Genomic DNA, 16,945 nt, shown 5'->3' with positions numbered 1-16,945 from the left:
TAAAACCTCTGAGGTTTTATTTTAAAAGCTTACTGATTAAGTCGCTTTCAAAATAAAACTTTCACAAATATTCATCAATATTATTCATTGGAATGTAACTATCATGCCTAAATTAAGATCTGCAACTTCTACTCAAGGCCGTAATATGGCTGGTGCTCGTGCTTTGTGGCGCGCGACAGGAATGACGGATAATGATTTTGGTAAACCGATTATTGCCGTTGTTAATTCATTTACCCAATTTGTACCAGGTCATGTGCATTTAAAAGATATGGGGCAACTTGTTGCTGGCGCTATCGAAGAGGCAGGTGGCGTTGCTAAAGAATTTAATACTATTGCGGTTGATGACGGTATTGCTATGGGACACAGCGGCATGCTTTACAGTTTGCCATCACGCGACTTAATAGCCGACTCAGTTGAATACATGGTCAATGCACATTGTGCTGATGCCATGGTTTGTATTTCTAACTGTGACAAAATCACACCGGGTATGTTAATGGCCGCTATGCGCTTAAATATTCCTGTGATTTTTGTTTCCGGTGGCCCAATGGAAGCTGGAAAAACTAAATTATCAAACCAAATTATCAAACTTGATCTTGTTGACGCAATGATACAAGGCGCTGATCCCAAAGTCTCTGATGCACAAAGTGATCAAGTTGAACGTTCCGCTTGTCCTACTTGTGGTTCATGTTCAGGTATGTTTACCGCTAATTCAATGAATTGTTTAGCAGAAGCGTTAGGTTTAGCACAACCGGGTAACGGTTCAATGCTTGCAACCCATGCTGACCGTGAGCAATTATTTTTAAATGCAGGTAAAGAAATTGTAAAATTAACCAAGCGCTATTATCAAGAAAACGACGAATCAGCCTTACCACGTAATATCGCTAACAAAGCGGCGTTCGAAAATGCCACCTGTTTAGATATTGCGATGGGTGGTTCAACGAATACGGTGCTGCATTTAATCGCCGCAGCGCAAGAAGCTAATATCGATTTTACTATGAAAGACATGGACCGCTTATCTAGAATTGTGCCGCAGTTATGTAAAGTTGCGCCTTCTACCCCTAAATACCATATGGAAGATGTGCATCGCGCTGGTGGTGTCATTGCTATTTTAGGTGAGTTAGCACGCGCCAACTTATTAACCATGAATATCAAAAACGTGCTCGGTTTAACACTTGATGAAATGTTAGAAAAATATGACATCACGTTAACGAAAGACCAAAGTGTTATTGACTTTTTCCGTGCGGGACCAGCGGGTATCCGCACGGTTAAAGCATTTAGCCAAGATTGTCGTTGGGATAGTGTTGATGACGATCGTGAAAACGGTTGTATACGTTCACTTGAGCACGCGTATTCATTGGAAGGCGGTTTAGCGGTATTAGCCGGTAATATTGCCCCTGATGGTTGTGTTGTTAAAACGGCTGGTGTATCCGATGATAATTTAGTCTTTACGGGCCCAGCTCATGTTTTTGAAAGCCAAGATGATGCGGTTTCTGGTATCTTGGCGGGCAAGGTTGTTGCTGGTGAAGTGGTTGTCATTCGTTACGAGGGCCCTAAAGGCGGTCCAGGCATGCAAGAAATGCTTTACCCAACCACTTACTTAAAATCAATGGGTTTAGGTAAAGAATGTGCGTTGTTAACCGATGGCCGTTTCTCTGGTGGTACTTCTGGGTTATCTATTGGTCATGTTTCTCCTGAAGCGGGCAGTGGCGGTACGATTGCCTTAGTAGAGCAAGGTGACATTATTCATATTGATATCCCTAATCGTGAGATTACAGTAAATGTCAGCGAAGCAATATTAGCTGAGCGTCGCGCTAATATGGACGCCAAAGGTAAAGATGCTTGGAAACCATTTAACCGTGTACGCCCAATTAGCTATGCGCTGAAAAACTATGCGATGTTGGCTACAAGTGCCGATAAAGGCGCCGTACGTAATCGTGACTTACTTGATGGCTTAGTTGGAGCGTAAGGTGAATTTCTTGATGACCTTTTGGAAAATATATAATGACTGAAGCTGAACAGCAAGCTTTAGTGCTTGCAAAAGCAACGCAAGAACAAGCACTCGATTATTTGCGAAGAATCCTCTTGGCGCCTGTCTATGATGTTGCGATTGAAAGTGAGTTAACGCCGCTCACTAAGTTGTCATCACGTTTAGGTAATCAAATTTTTCTTAAACGTGAAGACCAGCAACCTGTTCATTCTTTTAAGATACGCGGTGCTTATAATAAACTTGTTAATTTAACAGAAGAGCAGTGTATTCATGGGGTTATTGCTGCTTCTGCTGGTAATCATGCTCAGGGCTTGGCACTTGCTGCAAATAAGCTCGGTATTAAAGCCACGATTGTTATGCCGATAACAACACCCGATATCAAAGTTGATAATGTTCGACGTTTTGGCGCCGAAGTACGTTTAGTGGGTAAAAGCTTTAATGAAGCGCAAGTAGCCTCGTTCGCTTTTGCTCGTGATGAAAATAAAACAATAGTTCCTCCTTTTGACGATGTTGATATTATCGCTGGACAAGGCACGGTTGCCAAAGAAATTTTACAGCAGCACCCAAAAGTTGACGTTGTTTTTATTCCAGTCGGTGGCGGTGGTTTACTGGCAGGTATGTCGGTTTATTTAAAGCAGCTACGACCCAATATAAAAGTGATCGGTGTTGAAGCAGAAGATTCTGCTTGCTTAAAAGCCGCTATGGCAGCGGGTAAACCTGTCGACTTAGAACAAGTGGGACTTTTTGCTGACGGGGTTGCCGTAAAGAGAATTGGAGAGAACACCTTTAATGTCATTAAGCATTATTGTGATGATGTGATCACTGTTACAACGGATGAAATTTGTAGCTCTATCAAAGATATATTTGAACAAACGCGGGTGATTTCTGAACCTGCCGGCGCACTTTCATTGGCAGGTTTACAGAAGTATTGTAAGACGAGTGTTGGAAATGAAGCATTAGCTGCCATTCTGTCTGGCGCTAATATGAACTTTCATACGTTACGATATATCTCAGAGCGATGTGAATTAGGTGAGCAAAAAGAAGCGGTGCTTGCCGTAAAAATTCCAGAAAAGAAAGGTAGTTTTAGAACATTCTGTCATGCACTAGACGGACGAGTGATCACTGAATTTAATTACCGTTATGCAACAAAAGCTGATGGTAGTCATAAAAATGCTAATATTTTCGTTGGTGTTAGAACCAGTGGCGAAGAAGACAGAGAGCACTTACTTTCACAGTTAACTGAAAAAAATTATCGAGCAACAGACCTTACTGATAACGAATTAGCTAAACTTCATGTCCGTTATATGATTGGCGGCCAAAATTCTTCACCAATCCCAGAGCGTATTTTTCGTTTTCAGTTTCCTGAATACCCAGGCGCATTGGAAAAATTTTTAGATACCTTAGGTGAGCATTGGAATATTACTTTATTTCATTACCGTAATCATGGTGCGGCTTTTGGTCAAGTATTAGCCGGTTTTGAAGTCAAAAATGATGATCAGCTCGCCTTTTTTAATCATCTCAAAGATTTAGGTTATGAATGGCAAGAAGAAACCGAAAATAAAGCTTATCAAGCGTTTTTAAGTTAAGTCGACAAATTATTTAAATAACCTTTACTGATCAAGTACTAAAGCCACTTTAATTGAAGTGGCCTTTTACATTTTATACTTTTCAATTGCATAAAAATTAGTTTATTCTATCTCCATAAAAATTATATGGACAATTCATGATGCAAGTAAGCCAAGAAGATGAATCAGTAATACCCACTCCTCAGTTGCAACCCTTAGATAAACATAAACGTGTCGATGCCTTAGATATTTTACGCGGGCTAGCCCTGGTCGGTATTTTATTGATGAATATTGAATGGTTTAACCGTGCAATTATTTCTTTAGGTGCCCACGACACAACATTAACGGGTATTGACCATGCGGTTGGTTGGTTAATCCGTTGTTTTGTTGAAGGTAAATTTTATAAATTATTTGCCCTTATCTTTGGAATGGGCTTTGCGGTTATGCTCTTACGTGCCAAAGAAGTCGGTAGGCCTTTTGGTGCTTGGTTTATTCGTCGTATGGTTGTGCTGTTAATTATCGGACTAGCTCATATGATTTTCGTATGGGGTGGCGATATTTTACATGACTACGCTATTGCAGGCTTACTTTTATTAGCATGGGTTTCTTACAAGAAAACAGAAGACCCAAAAGCTTATCTTAAATTAGCACTAATGTGGTTCGCGATACCTATTTTTATTGTCAGTGTCGGCGCCTCTATCTTTGGGATGGTTTTTAGTGAGCCTAAGTATCAAGAAATGTGGCAAAACGAACTTGATATTTTTACAGTTGTTGAGCAACAACTAGAAAACAATGTTGAGGTTATTACACCAACGAATAAGATCACTGATGATCTAGACTCTATATCAGCAGAAACTTTATTTGTTATGCCTTCAGATGAAGAAATAAGAGAAATAACGATTGCAGATACGTTAGAGCAGCGTAAAGAGTTACTCGCCGATATCGCTGAAGAAGACGCAGCCTTCATGAAAGGCACTTACTGGGAGGCAACAAAATATCGCTTTAGTTTTGCTGGCTTTATGTTGATGTTCACACCTATTATGTCGTTGGTTGTTTTAATGCCAATATTTATTTTAGGTTTTTGGCTGGTGGTGACAGAAAAAATAACCAAACACCAAGAGCACCATACCTTTTTTAAACTGTTGGCTCGTGTCGGTCTTGGTATAGGTATTCCACTAAATATTGCGAGTATTTTAATTATACAGCACCCTGCGGCAGGGATCTCGGGGATACTGCAGGGGGTAGGGCAAATACTTTTTTATATGGGTCAATACTTGTTGTCGGCTGGATATTTAGGTTTGGTTATTTGTGCGTTAAACAAACAAAAGTGGCAAAAATTCTTTTTAGCATTTTCACCTATGGGTCAAATGGCACTGACCAATTACTTGATGCACTCTGTTATTTTAACCAGTATCTTTTATGGTTATGCAGGCGGTCAATATGGAGAAATATCAAGAGCACCACAAATGCTGATTGTTTTAGCGATTATTGTTGCTCAAATATTCTTGTCTAAATGGTGGTTAAATCGCTACCGTTTCGGGCCAATGGAATGGTTATGGCGTAGTTTAACTTATAAAAGAATGCAGACAATGAAGTTATAAGTGCTGTAAATTTACCCGCGTTTATGCGTAAAAATAACAAGCAGCCGTTGGCTGCTTTTTTATTTTTAAAGGTAAAAATTGTTATACTTATTAAGTAAACTTAAAAAACACCACTATATTCAACGGTATTCTTAAATATTCACCTTTATATTATTGCAGGAATAACCAAGAATAGTTCTGCTGTCGACGGCATTTCAATATAATTATTTAAAAAGGAAAAGCAAATGACGCTTGGTGAACAATTAAAAAAATTAAGAAATGCAAAAGCAATGAGTCAACCTGATTTAGCCAGTATCGCTGGGATAGAACAATCATATTTATCCAAGTTAGAAAATGATAAATCAATACCCTCCAACGATACCTTTAGAAAGTTGTTAGCCGCTTTTGAGTTATCATTATCTCAGTTTATCGCTGATTTTGACAAAAACGACTTAGTGACTCAATTAAGTCAAATCCCTGATATTGAACATTGGTTAAAGCAGCAACAACAATCAAAAATATTAAATCAACGACGGTATCTTTATATATGTAGTGCGCTGATTGTATTTGCTATTACTTTATTTTACGCAGGGCAAAGTAAAATACTGTTTCCTGAGTTACAGTTTAAATACTACTCAGAAGGGATTGTGTTGGCAGGTGAGCCAAAAGATATATTTGATGACTGGGAAAAGTTAATTCCACGAAAAGCCAGTATTAATATCCATAACCAAAAGAAGATTGAGATGACTCAACGTCGGGATGTAAAGTATATATTTTCTACTCAATTTTTAGGAGAAGAATTTGTAGAGAACTTACCCCAAGGTTTACGACTATATAGTCGCAGAAGTAGTCAATTGATTGCTAACCCCGTAAATGCAAGGTTGAGAATCGTGGGCGTGTTTTTCTTTATAATGGGCATTATGGGCTTTATTATAGAAAGGCGCTTATATAAAACAGCTTCTTTGTAATATTGAATTAAGCGATAAGTTATTGTGACAATAACTTATCGTAATCAACCGAGTTATTCAGCTAATTTAGCTTCAATTTCAGCAAGCTTATTTTCTAATTCAGCCAGTTTCTGACGCGTTTTTAATAATACTTGTGTTTGCACATCAAACTCTTCACGCGACACTACGTCAAGCTGTGATAATTTACGTTGTAAAACTACTTTGGTTTTCTCTTCTATATCGTTAGCAATGTCTTTGAATTTAGGTGGAATAGCATCAGCAACTTGTTGGGCGATTTCTTCAATCTTTTTAGCGTTAAACATTATTTTTATCCATAGTTCATCAATGCGCTTATTGTAATACATTTAATGATTTTACCAAGGGCTATTTCACTATACGGTTTAGAGCAAACAGGGTAAAATCAGCGCCCAGAAAACAGACAAACTAAAGTAGAAATACGATGAAACTTAACCCCGGACAAAATGAAGCGGTAAAATATGTTACTGGCCCGTGCTTAGTACTTGCGGGTGCGGGTAGCGGTAAAACAGGGGTTATTTGTCAGAAAATTGCTTATCTTATTCAAAAATGTGATTACAAAGCACGTAACATTGCTGCGGTAACGTTTACCAACAAAGCCGCCCGAGAAATGAAAGAGCGTGTGGTAAAGATGATGGATAAAAGCTTAACGCGTGGTCTCACGGTTTCTACTTTTCATTCCATGGGCCTTGATATCATTCGTAAAGAAATTAAAACTTTAGGTTATAAACCAGGTTTTACTTTATTTGATGATCAAGACTCATTGTCTTTATTGAAAGAACTCACTAACGAACAGCTTGATGGCGACAAAGACTTACTCAGCAAATTACAAAGTATGATTTCCAATTGGAAAAATGATTTGTTATTGCCTGACGCGGCACTAAAAATGGCTGGTGATGCAGACACCACGATGTTTGCTGAATTCTACCAGCTCTATCAAAAACACATGAAAGCTTATAATGCGCTTGATTTTGACGACTTGATTTTAGCGCCAACCCTCTTATTAAAAAACTTTCCAGAAGTGCGTGCCCGCTGGCAGAAAAAAATTAAATATCTGTTGGTCGATGAATATCAAGATACCAACGCTAGCCAATATGAATTAGTTAAATTAATTGCCGGAGAACAAGGCCTCTTAACAGTGGTTGGTGACGATGACCAATCTATATATTCTTGGCGTGGCGCTAAGCCGCAAAACTTAGTGTTACTCGGAGAAGACTTTCCACAACTTAAACTCATTAAATTAGAGCAAAATTATCGCTCTAGTGGCCGCATTTTAAAATGTGCTAATACCTTAATAGCCAACAATCCTCATGTTTATGACAAGGCATTATTTAGTCAGCTCGCTTACGGTGTAGAGCTACGTGTTATTCAGGCTAAAAATGAAGAGCATGAAATTGAGCGTGTTGTTGGAGAGCTTATTGGCCATAAGTTCTTAAATAAAAGTAAATTCAAAAACTATGCGATTTTATATCGGGGTAATCATCAGTCACGCTTATTAGAAAAGTCACTGATGCTCAATCGTATTCCATATAAGATTAGTGGCGGAACGTCTTTTTTTTCTCGCAGTGAAATTAAAGACATGATGGCGTTCTTACGCGTACTTGTGAACCCAGATGACGATAATGCTTTTTTAAGAATAGTAAACGTACCACGCAGAGAAATTGGACCAACTACGTTAGAAAAACTGGGTAATTACGCCAATATGCGGCAAATAAGCATGTTTGCCGCTAGCTTTGAATTAGGGCTTGAGCAGCATTTAACGGGCCGAGGTTTAGTGCACGTACAACGCTTTACTCGCTGGTTAGTTGAAACGGGTGATCACGCTGAACGAGGCGACACCCCTGCGGTTTTGCGCGCGATGATCCGTGAAATAAATTATGAAGATTGGTTGTACGATACATCCCCTAGCCCCAAAGCCGCAGAAATGCGCATGAAAAACGTCACAACACTTTTTAGCTGGGTGACCCAAATGCTAGAAGGTGATGATGAAAATGACCCGATGTTGTTACCTGAGATTGTTATTCGTTTAACGTTACGCGAAATGATGGAGCGTGGCGAAGATGAAGATGATGCCGACCAAGTACAACTGATGACACTGCATGCTTCGAAAGGGCTAGAATTTCCCTACGTATTTTTGATTGGTATGGAAGAAGGTTTATTACCTCATCAAACCAGTATGGATGAAGGAAACGTTGAAGAAGAGCGCCGCTTAGCTTATGTGGGTATTACGCGAGCACAACGAGAATTAATATTCACTTATGCCCGTGAACGTCGACAATATGGTGAAGTTTCTCGCACTGAAGCGAGTCGATTCTTGCATGAACTCCCGCAAGACGATTTAAGCTGGGAGCTAACAGAAACTAAAAAGAGCCAAGAACACAAAGACAAAATCACCAAAATGGGTGTAGCGAATTTGCGGGATATGCTGAAGAAAAATAAGTAAATGTTTTTTTTTACGCTAGCTAAATATACTAATGAATTTAGCTAGCGTAAGACTAAAAGCCGTCTTTTAGTCTTAATGAAATATAATGGCCGCACAAATACACAAGGTACTAAAGAGTAACGTACCAATAACGACTTTATGGTTTTTGTGTTGTTGAGTTTTTAATTCAGTAAATAAGTGCATTTGCTTTTCACGTGTTACTTGCGTTGTTTTCAAATAATCATAAAGCAGGTCGGGCATCTCAGGCAGCTTTTCATTCCAAAAAGGCAAGTTGTCTTTTATTTTTTTGAACACTGCTTTCACACCCATTTGCTCTTTTACCCAATTTTCTAAGAAAGGTTTGGCGGTTTGCCATAAATCGAGCTGAGGGTATAGTTGTCGGCCTAAGCCTTCAATATAGAGTAAGGTTTTCTGTAATAAAACCAATTGAGGTTGCACTTCCATATTGAATCGTCGTGCGGTGTTAAATAAACTCACTAATACTTGTCCGAAAGATATTTCAGCTAATGGCTTATTAAATATTGGTTCACAAACGGTGCGAATAGCAAATTCGAATTCATCAACACTGGTACTGCTGGGTACCCAGCCAGAATCGACATGTAGTTCTGCTACTTTACGGTAATCTCTATTAAAAAAGGCGACAAAATTTTCAGCTAAATAGCGTTTGTCTTCACGATTTAATGTTCCACAAATTCCAAAGTCTATGGCTATCCATGTCGGATCTCCCGGGTTCGTCGCATCAACGAAGACATTTCCAGGATGCATATCTGCATGAAAAAAACTGTCACGAAATACTTGCGTAAAAAACACTTCAACACCACGTTCAGCAAGTAATTTCATATCTACGCCAAGCTGTTGTAATGTTTCTATCTCTCCTACGCCAACACCATAAATACGTTCCATCACCATTACGTTAATATGACTGAACTCACTATAAACCTTGGGCACATATAATACGCTATCGCTAGCATGACCTTGAGAGAAGTTATGGTTGAGTAAAGTGGCATTAGCCGCTTCACGGTTCAGGTCAAGCTCGTCAATAATCGTTTTACGGTATTCTTTAACGACTTCTTTTGGACGCAGGCGTTTACCATCGGGTAAAAATTTGGCAACAATACCTGCAAAGAGAGACATCACTTTTACGTCAGCTACAATTGTTTCGGTAATATTTGGGCGCAACACCTTAAGCACGACTTCAATAGGCTGTCCGTCTTGTATTAATGTTGCCGTATGTACTTGTGCAATTGACGCTGAAGCGAGTGGTTGGGTATCAAAATGGCTAAAATGTTGATTAAAGGTCTCTTCACCAATCGCGTCTAGAACAATCGCTTTGGCTAACTCGCCATCAAAGGCGGGTACTTGGTCCTGTAGTAAGGCAAGTTCCTTCGCAAAGTCATCGGGGAGCAAATCCCGACGGGTTGAAAGCATCTGACCAAACTTTACAAATACCGGGCCTAAAGATTCAATCGCTAAGCGAAGACGCAAGGCCGAAGGCTTATTTTTGTGTTTATTACGTAACCAAAACAAGCTAAAACGCATAAGTTTCGCATACCAAGGTAGCATATGGCTGGGGATAAGTTCATCAAGACCAAATTGAAGAAATGTTTTAATGATGCGATAAAGTCGTAAACTGCTCACAATGTTCCTTGAAAATTAGGTTGGCGTACTGGCTTTTTTAGCAAGTCGCTGAATACGTTCAGATAAAGTATCTGCTTGTTTAGATACATCGGCAACTTTTTGGCTAAAAGACTGTATTTGACTTGAAGTAACCACTAAGCGCTTTTCATGCACTAACCATTCGCTAGCGTCAGCTTGTATTTGTTGAGTGGCAAAATTAAATTTTTTCGTTAAATTTTTACTTATCTGAGAGAGCTTATATGTTGGAATATCACCGATATGTTTGGCTATTTCTGTTTGCCAATCAATTTCGAGTGATTGTGCGATACTCGCAAACACCTGAGCAACTTTGATGTCTCCATGAACATCGAGTTTCTCTTGTTTGATCAGTTCGGTAATCTGTTGTTCTTTTTTGAGTTCAAGTAAGGTTTTTATACTGGTTTTTATTGTACAGTTGCTGCGCTCGATTAAGCGGGTTACTAGAACCTTATTGTCATTAATAGAAAAACTTAAAGGGAAACCTAATTCTTTTAATGAAAGGGTTAATGTTTTTTGTTCTAAAGGTTGTAAGACACTCGCCCCCTTAACACTGAGTAACAGTGTTTGGTTAATTGCAAACTCTAGTGCTGAACAGAGTATTTGCTGAGGCATTAACTGAGGGCTAATTTTTATCACAATTAAAATTTATAACCTTTGTGCAGAGCAACAACGCCACCCGTTAGGTTTTTGAAACTGGTTTGTTCAAAACCCGCCGAATCCATCATATCTTTTAATGTATCTTGGTCAGGGTGCATACGAATCGATTCTGCTAAATATTGATAGCTGTCACCATCTTTAGCGACTAACTCACCCATTTTAGGAAGAATGTTAAAAGAATAAAAGTCGTAAGCTTTACTGATTAATTCGTGCTCTGGCTTGGAAAACTCTAGCACTAATAAGCGCCCACCTGGTTTTAATACACGGTAAATAGAGCGCAGAGCCATGTCTTTATCAGTAACGTTACGTAAACCGAAGGCGATAGTGACAATATCAAAGGTATTATCTTCAAAGGGTAAGTATTGTGCGTTAGCTTGTACATATTCAATATTTTGTACTAAACCTTTATCGCGTAACTTATCTCGACCAACATTTAGCATCGAGCTATTAATATCAGCAAGAATTACCTTACCTTCGCGGCCAACAAGTTGTGAAAATTTTGCGGTCAAATCGCCAGTACCGCCAGCTAAATCAAGCACTTTGTTGCCTGGACGTACACCACTTGCATCAATAGTGAAGCGCTTCCATAAACGATGAATGCCAAAAGACATTAAATCATTCATTACATCATATTGTGCGGCAACAGAATGAAATACACTGGCAACTTTTGACTCTTTCTCGTTTTTATCTACCGTTTGAAAGCCAAAATGTGTGGTGTTGTCACTTGAAGAATCTGAACTATTTTCCTGATGATTATCTTGTTGAGCAGTCATCTAACATTCACTTATCACTAAAATTATCGATAGTTTACCGCATTTTTTAGCAATTATTAACACTTGAAATCAAGTGGCGGTGTTTTTTATTAAATCGACTGTGCTGGTTAAACTTTATCCGTTAATTAATATGCGGTATTATAGTTAACATTATTGTTACAGGTAGCGATGTTATGAAGTTTTATTTATTGGTAGTTATTGTTTTACTACAGGGGTGCCAGCAAACCGCAGTAACATTAGTCGCTGAAAACAGCAGTGAAAAAGTCGTTAACCGTAAAATCATTTGTCAGCAATCAACGACTCCGCCACTTAAGAATGTCCAAAAGCTAAAGGAAATGTTAGTTAGCAATGGCATCATTGACGCTTCATTATCTAAAGAAGAAATACAGCGCCAAGTCAATGCGTATATTCGTAAGAAAAATGCGGCCTTTAAAAACTGTCAGAAATAAGAACTCACACGTAGGAAAACTCATGAAAATAGCATACGTATTAGGTTTGTTTTTGCTAATCAATCATTTACCTTTACAAGCAGAAAGTGTTGATAAAGTTAAAGCTTTTTCTAAAAGTGCGCCAGCAGATGCAGGCGTTATCAATAAAGAGCGCATTCTTTATTGGTTAGAAAAAAGAGGTGAGTTGTCGATTAATGCAACGGATGAGCAGAAAAAACAAGCATTGACTGACTATCTGACTAAAAAGTCATTCAAGCCTAACGTATTGCCGTTGGCATTATCAAAGAAAGTCTCTGCGGCGGAAAGTTTTAATAGTCGTGAATTTCGCGAAAGTATGAGTTTTAATAACGAGTTGAAAAAAACTCAATTAGCACATCATTTATTACAAAGAACGGCGGATGCTGACATTGAAACGACCGTTAATATTTTAGCAATACTGATCGACTTCAATGATCTCAAACATGATGAAAATGGCTTAACTCCTAATGATACTGATATGTTTTATTCAAATTATTCTGCTGCACATTACAATGAGCTTTTGTTCTCTACAACAGGTTTTGATGGTCCTTCAGGGCAAAATATTGAATCAGCTTTCCAATATTACCAACATGAATCAGGTCAAAAATTCTTCTTTACCGGTGGCGTTAACGGCTGGGTAACCGCGGTAAACGATGCCAGCTACTATGGTGGCAATGATGAAGAAACCGACAATGATCAAAATGTTAAGGAACTTGTTGTTGAAGCGGTAACGCAGCTTGTTGCTAATGGGGTTGACTTGTCGGATTACGATAAAACGGATTTGTTTGATTTTGATGGTGACGGCAATGTTAATGAGCCTGATGGTATTATTGATCATATTATGCTTTTTCATGCCAGTATTGGTGAAGAGGCAGGTGGCGGAGATTTAGCAGAAGATGCTATTTGGTCACATCGTAGTTTTGTGCTCAATGAAGCAGGAACACAACCGGCAACTATTCTCGGTTCAGATATTAAAGCTTTTGGTTATACAATTAACCCTATTGATGCCGCTCCCGGTGTTGTTGTTCATGAATTTGGACATGATTTAGGTTTGCTTGATGAATACGATATTGACAGTAGTGATATCGGCGCACCTGTTTCAGAGTGGTCAGTCATGGCTTCAGGTACTTGGTTAGGTACTCCTGCAGGAACTCGTCCCTCTGCTTTTAGCCCTTTAGCGAGAGATTATTTACAAGAGCGCTATCAAGGTAATTGGATTAACCAACGTGAAGTCAATTTCGCTACGTTAAATAATGAAAGTATCTCCTTGGTGAGCACGGTTGATCATAACGCAATTAACCAAATCAAGGTGAATTTACCTCCTTTAGCATTAGACTTTCCGGTGGCTTATGCCGGTGCATACCAATTTTATTCTGATAAAGGCAATATGTTAGAAAACAGTCTGTCATTTTCTGTCGATTTACCTGCCGGTACTTCGACATTATCGATGAAAGCTCGTTGGGAAATTGAACAAGATTATGACTACGTGCAGGTGCTCGTCAACAATACAGCGATAAAAGGAAATCATACTAAAGACAGCAATCCTTACTACCCCTTGCTAGGAGAGTATCTCAGTGGAGAATCTGCCAGTATTGTTGGTGCAGAAGGCGACTTAAAATGGGTCGGCTTAACTTTTGACCTCTCTAGCTTTGTAGGTCAACGTGTCACGATTAAAATGAATTATGTGACTGACCAAGCAGAAGGTGGTTATGGTTTTGTGACCGATGAAATAAAAGTAACCAATGGGGGAAGTGAGCTTATTATCATTGATGGCGAAACTGAAAACCAAGCAACATTGAATGGCTTTAGGCGATTATCTGATAAAGTTGCTGGTTTACCTCATCATTATTATATTCAATTACGCAGCCATACGAGCGTTGATAGTCGTTTAAAAAACATCGGTTATGATGCGGGTGTTTTACTTTGGTATCGTAATGATAATATTGCTGATAACAAAGTTGATGAACATGCGGGCAAGTTATTTATAGGCGTTGTTGATGCCGACCAAAATCTTGTTAAAGCTGTAAATGGTAGTGTCCGAAATTCAGCGTATCAGCTCCATGATGCTGCTTTTAGCTTGTATGATCAACAGCCATTTAGCGGTGACAGCCACAGTGTAGCGACAAGTTTATTTAAAGACTCCGATGATTATTCTTCACCGGAACAACCTGAGTCTGGTTTGATTTTACCCAAACTTGATTTTAGTATGCAGGTCGATTTGCAAAGCTCTGATAGTACCTCTGCAACGGTAACACTTTCAAGTTCCACCGAGCCTTCTGATTTAAGCGTATCATTCACTCATTCAGCGAATGATTTAGCGGTGAACTTTACCTCAACCCCAGTAGGCGGCAATTCACAATATACCTATGCTTGGGATTTTGGTGATAGCAGTAGTAGTAATATACAAAACCCAAGTCACCTTTATACTCAGGCTGGAAATTATAATGTTGAATTAACACTAACAGATAGTACGGGGCTTAGTATTAAAGCCGCACGTAGTGTTACTGTGAGTGCTGCGCCAGTGGTAGTGGCTCCGTCAAAAGTGAAGAGTTCAGGTGGCGGTGGCTCAATGGGGGTTGGTTTATTATTGGCTTTATGTTTTTTAAGAATCGTTAGAAAGTAATACGCTGAGCTCAATCTTAGCCTTTGCTTAAGCTTCAAATCTGAATGTTATATAAGGAAGCCTAAGCATTGGTAAAGTATTCGCGATCGCCCATCCAACGCTGAATAATTGCTTGGGCATTTTGTGGGTGCTTCTTCCAAATAAGATAAGCATGTTGCTGTACTTCTGGAATTAAATGCGCATCTCTGAGCAAATCTGCTATTTTCAAATCAGCGAGACCCGTTTGCTTGGTCCCTAAAAATTCACCTGGACCTCGTATTTCTAAGTCTTTTTGTGCAATAACAAAGCCATCATTACTTTCACGCAATACCGCTAAGCGTTTGGTTGCTGTTTTTGAAAGCGGGCTTTTATACATTAAGACACAATGTGAAGCGACTTTGCCTCGACCAACCCGGCCTCTTAGCTGATGGAGTTGCGCTAAACCTAAGCGCTCAGGGTTCTCAATGACCATTAAGCTGGAATTGGGGACATCAACACCGACCTCAATAACGGTTGTTGCCACCAATAAGTCTAGTTCACCTTTTTTAAACGTTTCCATTACTGACTGTTTTTCAGCGGCTTTCATTCTTCCGTGTATCAAACCAATTTTTAATTCTGTCAGTTGCTCTTGTAAATACACCGCCGTATCTTCTGCTGCTTGGCATTGTAATACTTCAGACTCTTCAATTAACGTACACACCCAATAAGCTTGTCGATTGTCTTCTACACAGCCTTTTCGAATGCGTTCAACGACATCTTCACGGCGTGTGTCAGGTAAGGCGATGGTATTTATCGGGGTTCTTCCTGGGGGAAGTTCATCAATAATAGAGGTGTCTAAATCGGCATAGGCAGTCATGGCTAATGTGCGAGGGATTGGCGTTGCTGTCATAATCAATTGATGCGGATAATTACCGTCAAACGCGCCTTTCTCGCGCAGTGATAAACGCTGATGTACACCAAAGCGATGTTGTTCATCAATAATAATCAGTGTTAAATTATGAAAGATAACTTTATCTTGAAATAAAGCATGGGTACCAACAATCATCTGCATATTACCATTTTCGATATGCTCTAGTGCGCTACGTCTTGCTTTTGCCTTCGTTTTTCCAGCTAGCCAGCCGACGCTGATATCAAGCGGTTCAAACCAGTTTTTAAAATTAAGGGCATGTTGTTCTGCTAATATTTCTGTTGGCGCCATTAAAGCAACCTGAAAGCCTTTACTGATAGCGGTGAGTGCCGCAAGTGCCGCGACTAAGGTTTTTCCTGAACCTACATCACCTTGTACTAAGCGCATCATTGGCTGAGTTTTTATCAGGTCCTGACGAATTTCTTGTACCACTCTTACTTGAGCATTGGTGGGTGAAAAAGGTAATGAGGCTAAAAACTTATCACTGAGTACTTTATCATCGATTAAAGAGATTGATCGATGAGCATCACTAGACTGGCGTAATTTCAGCATACTTAAATTATGCGCCAATAATTCTTCTTTTATTAATCGTAACTGTGCGGGATGCTTACCCTCTTCCAACTGTATTACTGAAGTTTCAGGGGGCGGACGATGAATAAGCGCCAAAGCTTGCGCGAGAGAATAATTTTGCAAATTAAACTCATCGGGTAATAACTCTTCAACTTGGCCTCGTTCTAATTTAATTAACGCTTGCTCGGTTAAGTTACGTAAAGTTATTTGCCGTAAGCCTTCAGTCGTTGGGTAAACGGGGGTTAGTGTTTCTTCTACCTCGGTTAAAGCTTGGTCCTCATCAAGGGATTTATACTCAGGATGAATTATTTCAAAACCACGAGCGCCACGTTTAATTTCACCATAACAGCGAATGTTCAGCCCCAATGCTAAGCTATTTTTTTGTGCAGCGCTAAAGCGAAAAAAACGTAAGTTTACGGTTCCTGAAGCATCTTGAACGGTAACCAGTAACATACGTCCCTTGCCATTAATGATTTGGCTACCGGTGATTTCACCAATAATATTAGTGAAAACACCAGGAAAACAGTCTCGTATTGCGGTAACACGCGTCCGGTCTTCATAACGATTGGGTAAATGAAAAAGTAAATCTTGAAGCGAATGCAAGCCGACTTTTTCAAGCTTTTCAGCCATGCTTGGTCCAACACCCTTTAAACTGGTGATGGCTATTTGTGCAAGCTTTGCTAGCCCTGTTGACACGGATTTTAGTCCTTTTCTATCATTGACCTAAAAATTTAGGTTTAAAAGTTCAGCAACAC

12 protein-coding genes are annotated in these 16,945 nt (G+C 39.3%); 7 read left to right on the top strand and 5 right to left on the bottom strand.

The window, feature by feature from the left end:
- The first annotated feature begins 103 nt into the window (after positions 1-103).
- From ilvD to H4J73_RS12615, 4 genes are all read left to right on the top strand, one after another.
- Positions 104-1,966 (top strand): dihydroxy-acid dehydratase, encoded by a 1,863-nt coding sequence (ilvD, locus tag H4J73_RS12630; RefSeq protein WP_182223759.1) that lies wholly within the window; start codon positions 104-106, stop codon positions 1,964-1,966.
- A 35-nt stretch (positions 1,967-2,001) separates the two neighbouring features.
- A complete protein-coding gene (gene ilvA / locus H4J73_RS12625; protein ID WP_182182342.1) occupies positions 2,002-3,573 on the top strand; it encodes a threonine ammonia-lyase, biosynthetic in 1,572 nt (523 codons plus the stop codon).
- A gap of 137 nt (positions 3,574-3,710) precedes the next feature.
- Positions 3,711-5,153: a DUF418 domain-containing protein gene (locus H4J73_RS20580; RefSeq protein ID WP_259367942.1), complete on the top strand. Its 1,443-nt coding sequence runs from the start codon at positions 3,711-3,713 to the stop codon at positions 5,151-5,153.
- Between the two features lie 224 nt (positions 5,154-5,377).
- Positions 5,378-6,100: a helix-turn-helix domain-containing protein gene (locus H4J73_RS12615; protein WP_182182341.1), complete on the top strand. Its 723-nt coding sequence runs from the start codon at positions 5,378-5,380 to the stop codon at positions 6,098-6,100.
- Between the two features lie 53 nt (positions 6,101-6,153).
- Here the strand turns inward: H4J73_RS12615 and H4J73_RS12610 are convergent, their stop codons facing one another.
- Positions 6,154-6,402: a ubiquinone biosynthesis accessory factor UbiK gene (locus H4J73_RS12610; RefSeq protein ID WP_182182340.1), complete on the bottom strand. Its 249-nt coding sequence runs from the start codon at positions 6,400-6,402 to the stop codon at positions 6,154-6,156.
- 137 nt (positions 6,403-6,539) lie between these two features.
- Here H4J73_RS12610 and rep point away from each other — a divergent pair, with 137 nt between their 5' ends.
- Positions 6,540-8,558, top strand: coding sequence for a DNA helicase Rep (rep, locus tag H4J73_RS12605; protein ID WP_182223758.1), 2,019 nt, complete (start codon positions 6,540-6,542; stop codon positions 8,556-8,558).
- Between the two features lie 72 nt (positions 8,559-8,630).
- Here the strand turns inward: rep and ubiB are convergent, their stop codons facing one another.
- The 3 genes from ubiB to ubiE are packed head-to-tail and all read right to left on the bottom strand — an operon-like array spanning position 8,631 to position 11,644.
- Positions 8,631-10,196: a ubiquinone biosynthesis regulatory protein kinase UbiB gene (gene ubiB / locus H4J73_RS12600; RefSeq protein WP_182182338.1), complete on the bottom strand. Its 1,566-nt coding sequence runs from the start codon at positions 10,194-10,196 to the stop codon at positions 8,631-8,633.
- A 15-nt stretch (positions 10,197-10,211) separates the two neighbouring features.
- Positions 10,212-10,850 carry an SCP2 domain-containing protein gene (locus tag H4J73_RS12595; RefSeq protein WP_182223757.1) on the bottom strand — a complete coding sequence of 213 codons (639 nt, stop codon included), beginning with the start codon at positions 10,848-10,850 and terminating at the stop codon, positions 10,212-10,214.
- 2 nt (positions 10,851-10,852) lie between these two features.
- Positions 10,853-11,644 (bottom strand): bifunctional demethylmenaquinone methyltransferase/2-methoxy-6-polyprenyl-1,4-benzoquinol methylase UbiE, encoded by a 792-nt coding sequence (gene ubiE, locus H4J73_RS12590; RefSeq protein WP_182182336.1) that lies wholly within the window; start codon positions 11,642-11,644, stop codon positions 10,853-10,855.
- A 173-nt stretch (positions 11,645-11,817) separates the two neighbouring features.
- Here ubiE and H4J73_RS12585 point away from each other — a divergent pair, with 173 nt between their 5' ends.
- Entirely contained in the window at positions 11,818-12,093 is a 276-nt protein-coding gene (locus H4J73_RS12585; protein WP_182182335.1) for a hypothetical protein, read from the top strand.
- A gap of 22 nt (positions 12,094-12,115) precedes the next feature.
- Positions 12,116-14,734 (top strand): immune inhibitor A domain-containing protein, encoded by a 2,619-nt coding sequence (locus H4J73_RS12580; RefSeq protein WP_182223756.1) that lies wholly within the window; start codon positions 12,116-12,118, stop codon positions 14,732-14,734.
- Between the two features lie 61 nt (positions 14,735-14,795).
- Here the strand turns inward: H4J73_RS12580 and recG are convergent, their stop codons facing one another.
- Positions 14,796-16,886 carry an ATP-dependent DNA helicase RecG gene (recG, locus tag H4J73_RS12575; RefSeq protein ID WP_182182333.1) on the bottom strand — a complete coding sequence of 697 codons (2,091 nt, stop codon included), beginning with the start codon at positions 16,884-16,886 and terminating at the stop codon, positions 14,796-14,798.
- Positions 16,887-16,945: the final 59 nt, after the last annotated feature.

It is taken from the genome of Colwellia sp. MB3u-41, from assembly GCF_014076845.1.
In the GTDB taxonomy this organism is placed as follows: Bacteria; Pseudomonadota; Gammaproteobacteria; order Enterobacterales; family Alteromonadaceae; genus Colwellia_A.
Note: the sequence above shows the minus strand (reverse complement) of the source record. Positions and strands in the feature narration are given on the sequence as shown.

What these genes read in the sequence shown, in the direction of transcription:
- ilvD (WP_182223759.1), top strand. Translation starts at nt 104, where the DNA reads ATGCCTAAATTAAGATCTGCAACTTCTACTCAAGGCCGTAATATGGCT.
- H4J73_RS12580 (WP_182223756.1), top strand. Translation starts at nt 12,116, where the DNA reads ATGAAAATAGCATACGTATTAGGTTTGTTTTTGCTAATCAATCATTTA.
- H4J73_RS12585 (WP_182182335.1), top strand. Translation starts at nt 11,818, where the DNA reads ATGAAGTTTTATTTATTGGTAGTTATTGTTTTACTACAGGGGTGCCAG.
- H4J73_RS12610 (WP_182182340.1), bottom strand. Translation starts at nt 6,402, where the DNA reads ATGTTTAACGCTAAAAAGATTGAAGAAATCGCCCAACAAGTTGCTGAT.
- rep (WP_182223758.1), top strand. Translation starts at nt 6,540, where the DNA reads ATGAAACTTAACCCCGGACAAAATGAAGCGGTAAAATATGTTACTGGC.
- H4J73_RS20580 (WP_259367942.1), top strand. Translation starts at nt 3,711, where the DNA reads ATGATGCAAGTAAGCCAAGAAGATGAATCAGTAATACCCACTCCTCAG.
- ubiE (WP_182182336.1), bottom strand. Translation starts at nt 11,644, where the DNA reads ATGACTGCTCAACAAGATAATCATCAGGAAAATAGTTCAGATTCTTCA.
- H4J73_RS12615 (WP_182182341.1), top strand. Translation starts at nt 5,378, where the DNA reads ATGACGCTTGGTGAACAATTAAAAAAATTAAGAAATGCAAAAGCAATG.
- ilvA (WP_182182342.1), top strand. Translation starts at nt 2,002, where the DNA reads ATGACTGAAGCTGAACAGCAAGCTTTAGTGCTTGCAAAAGCAACGCAA.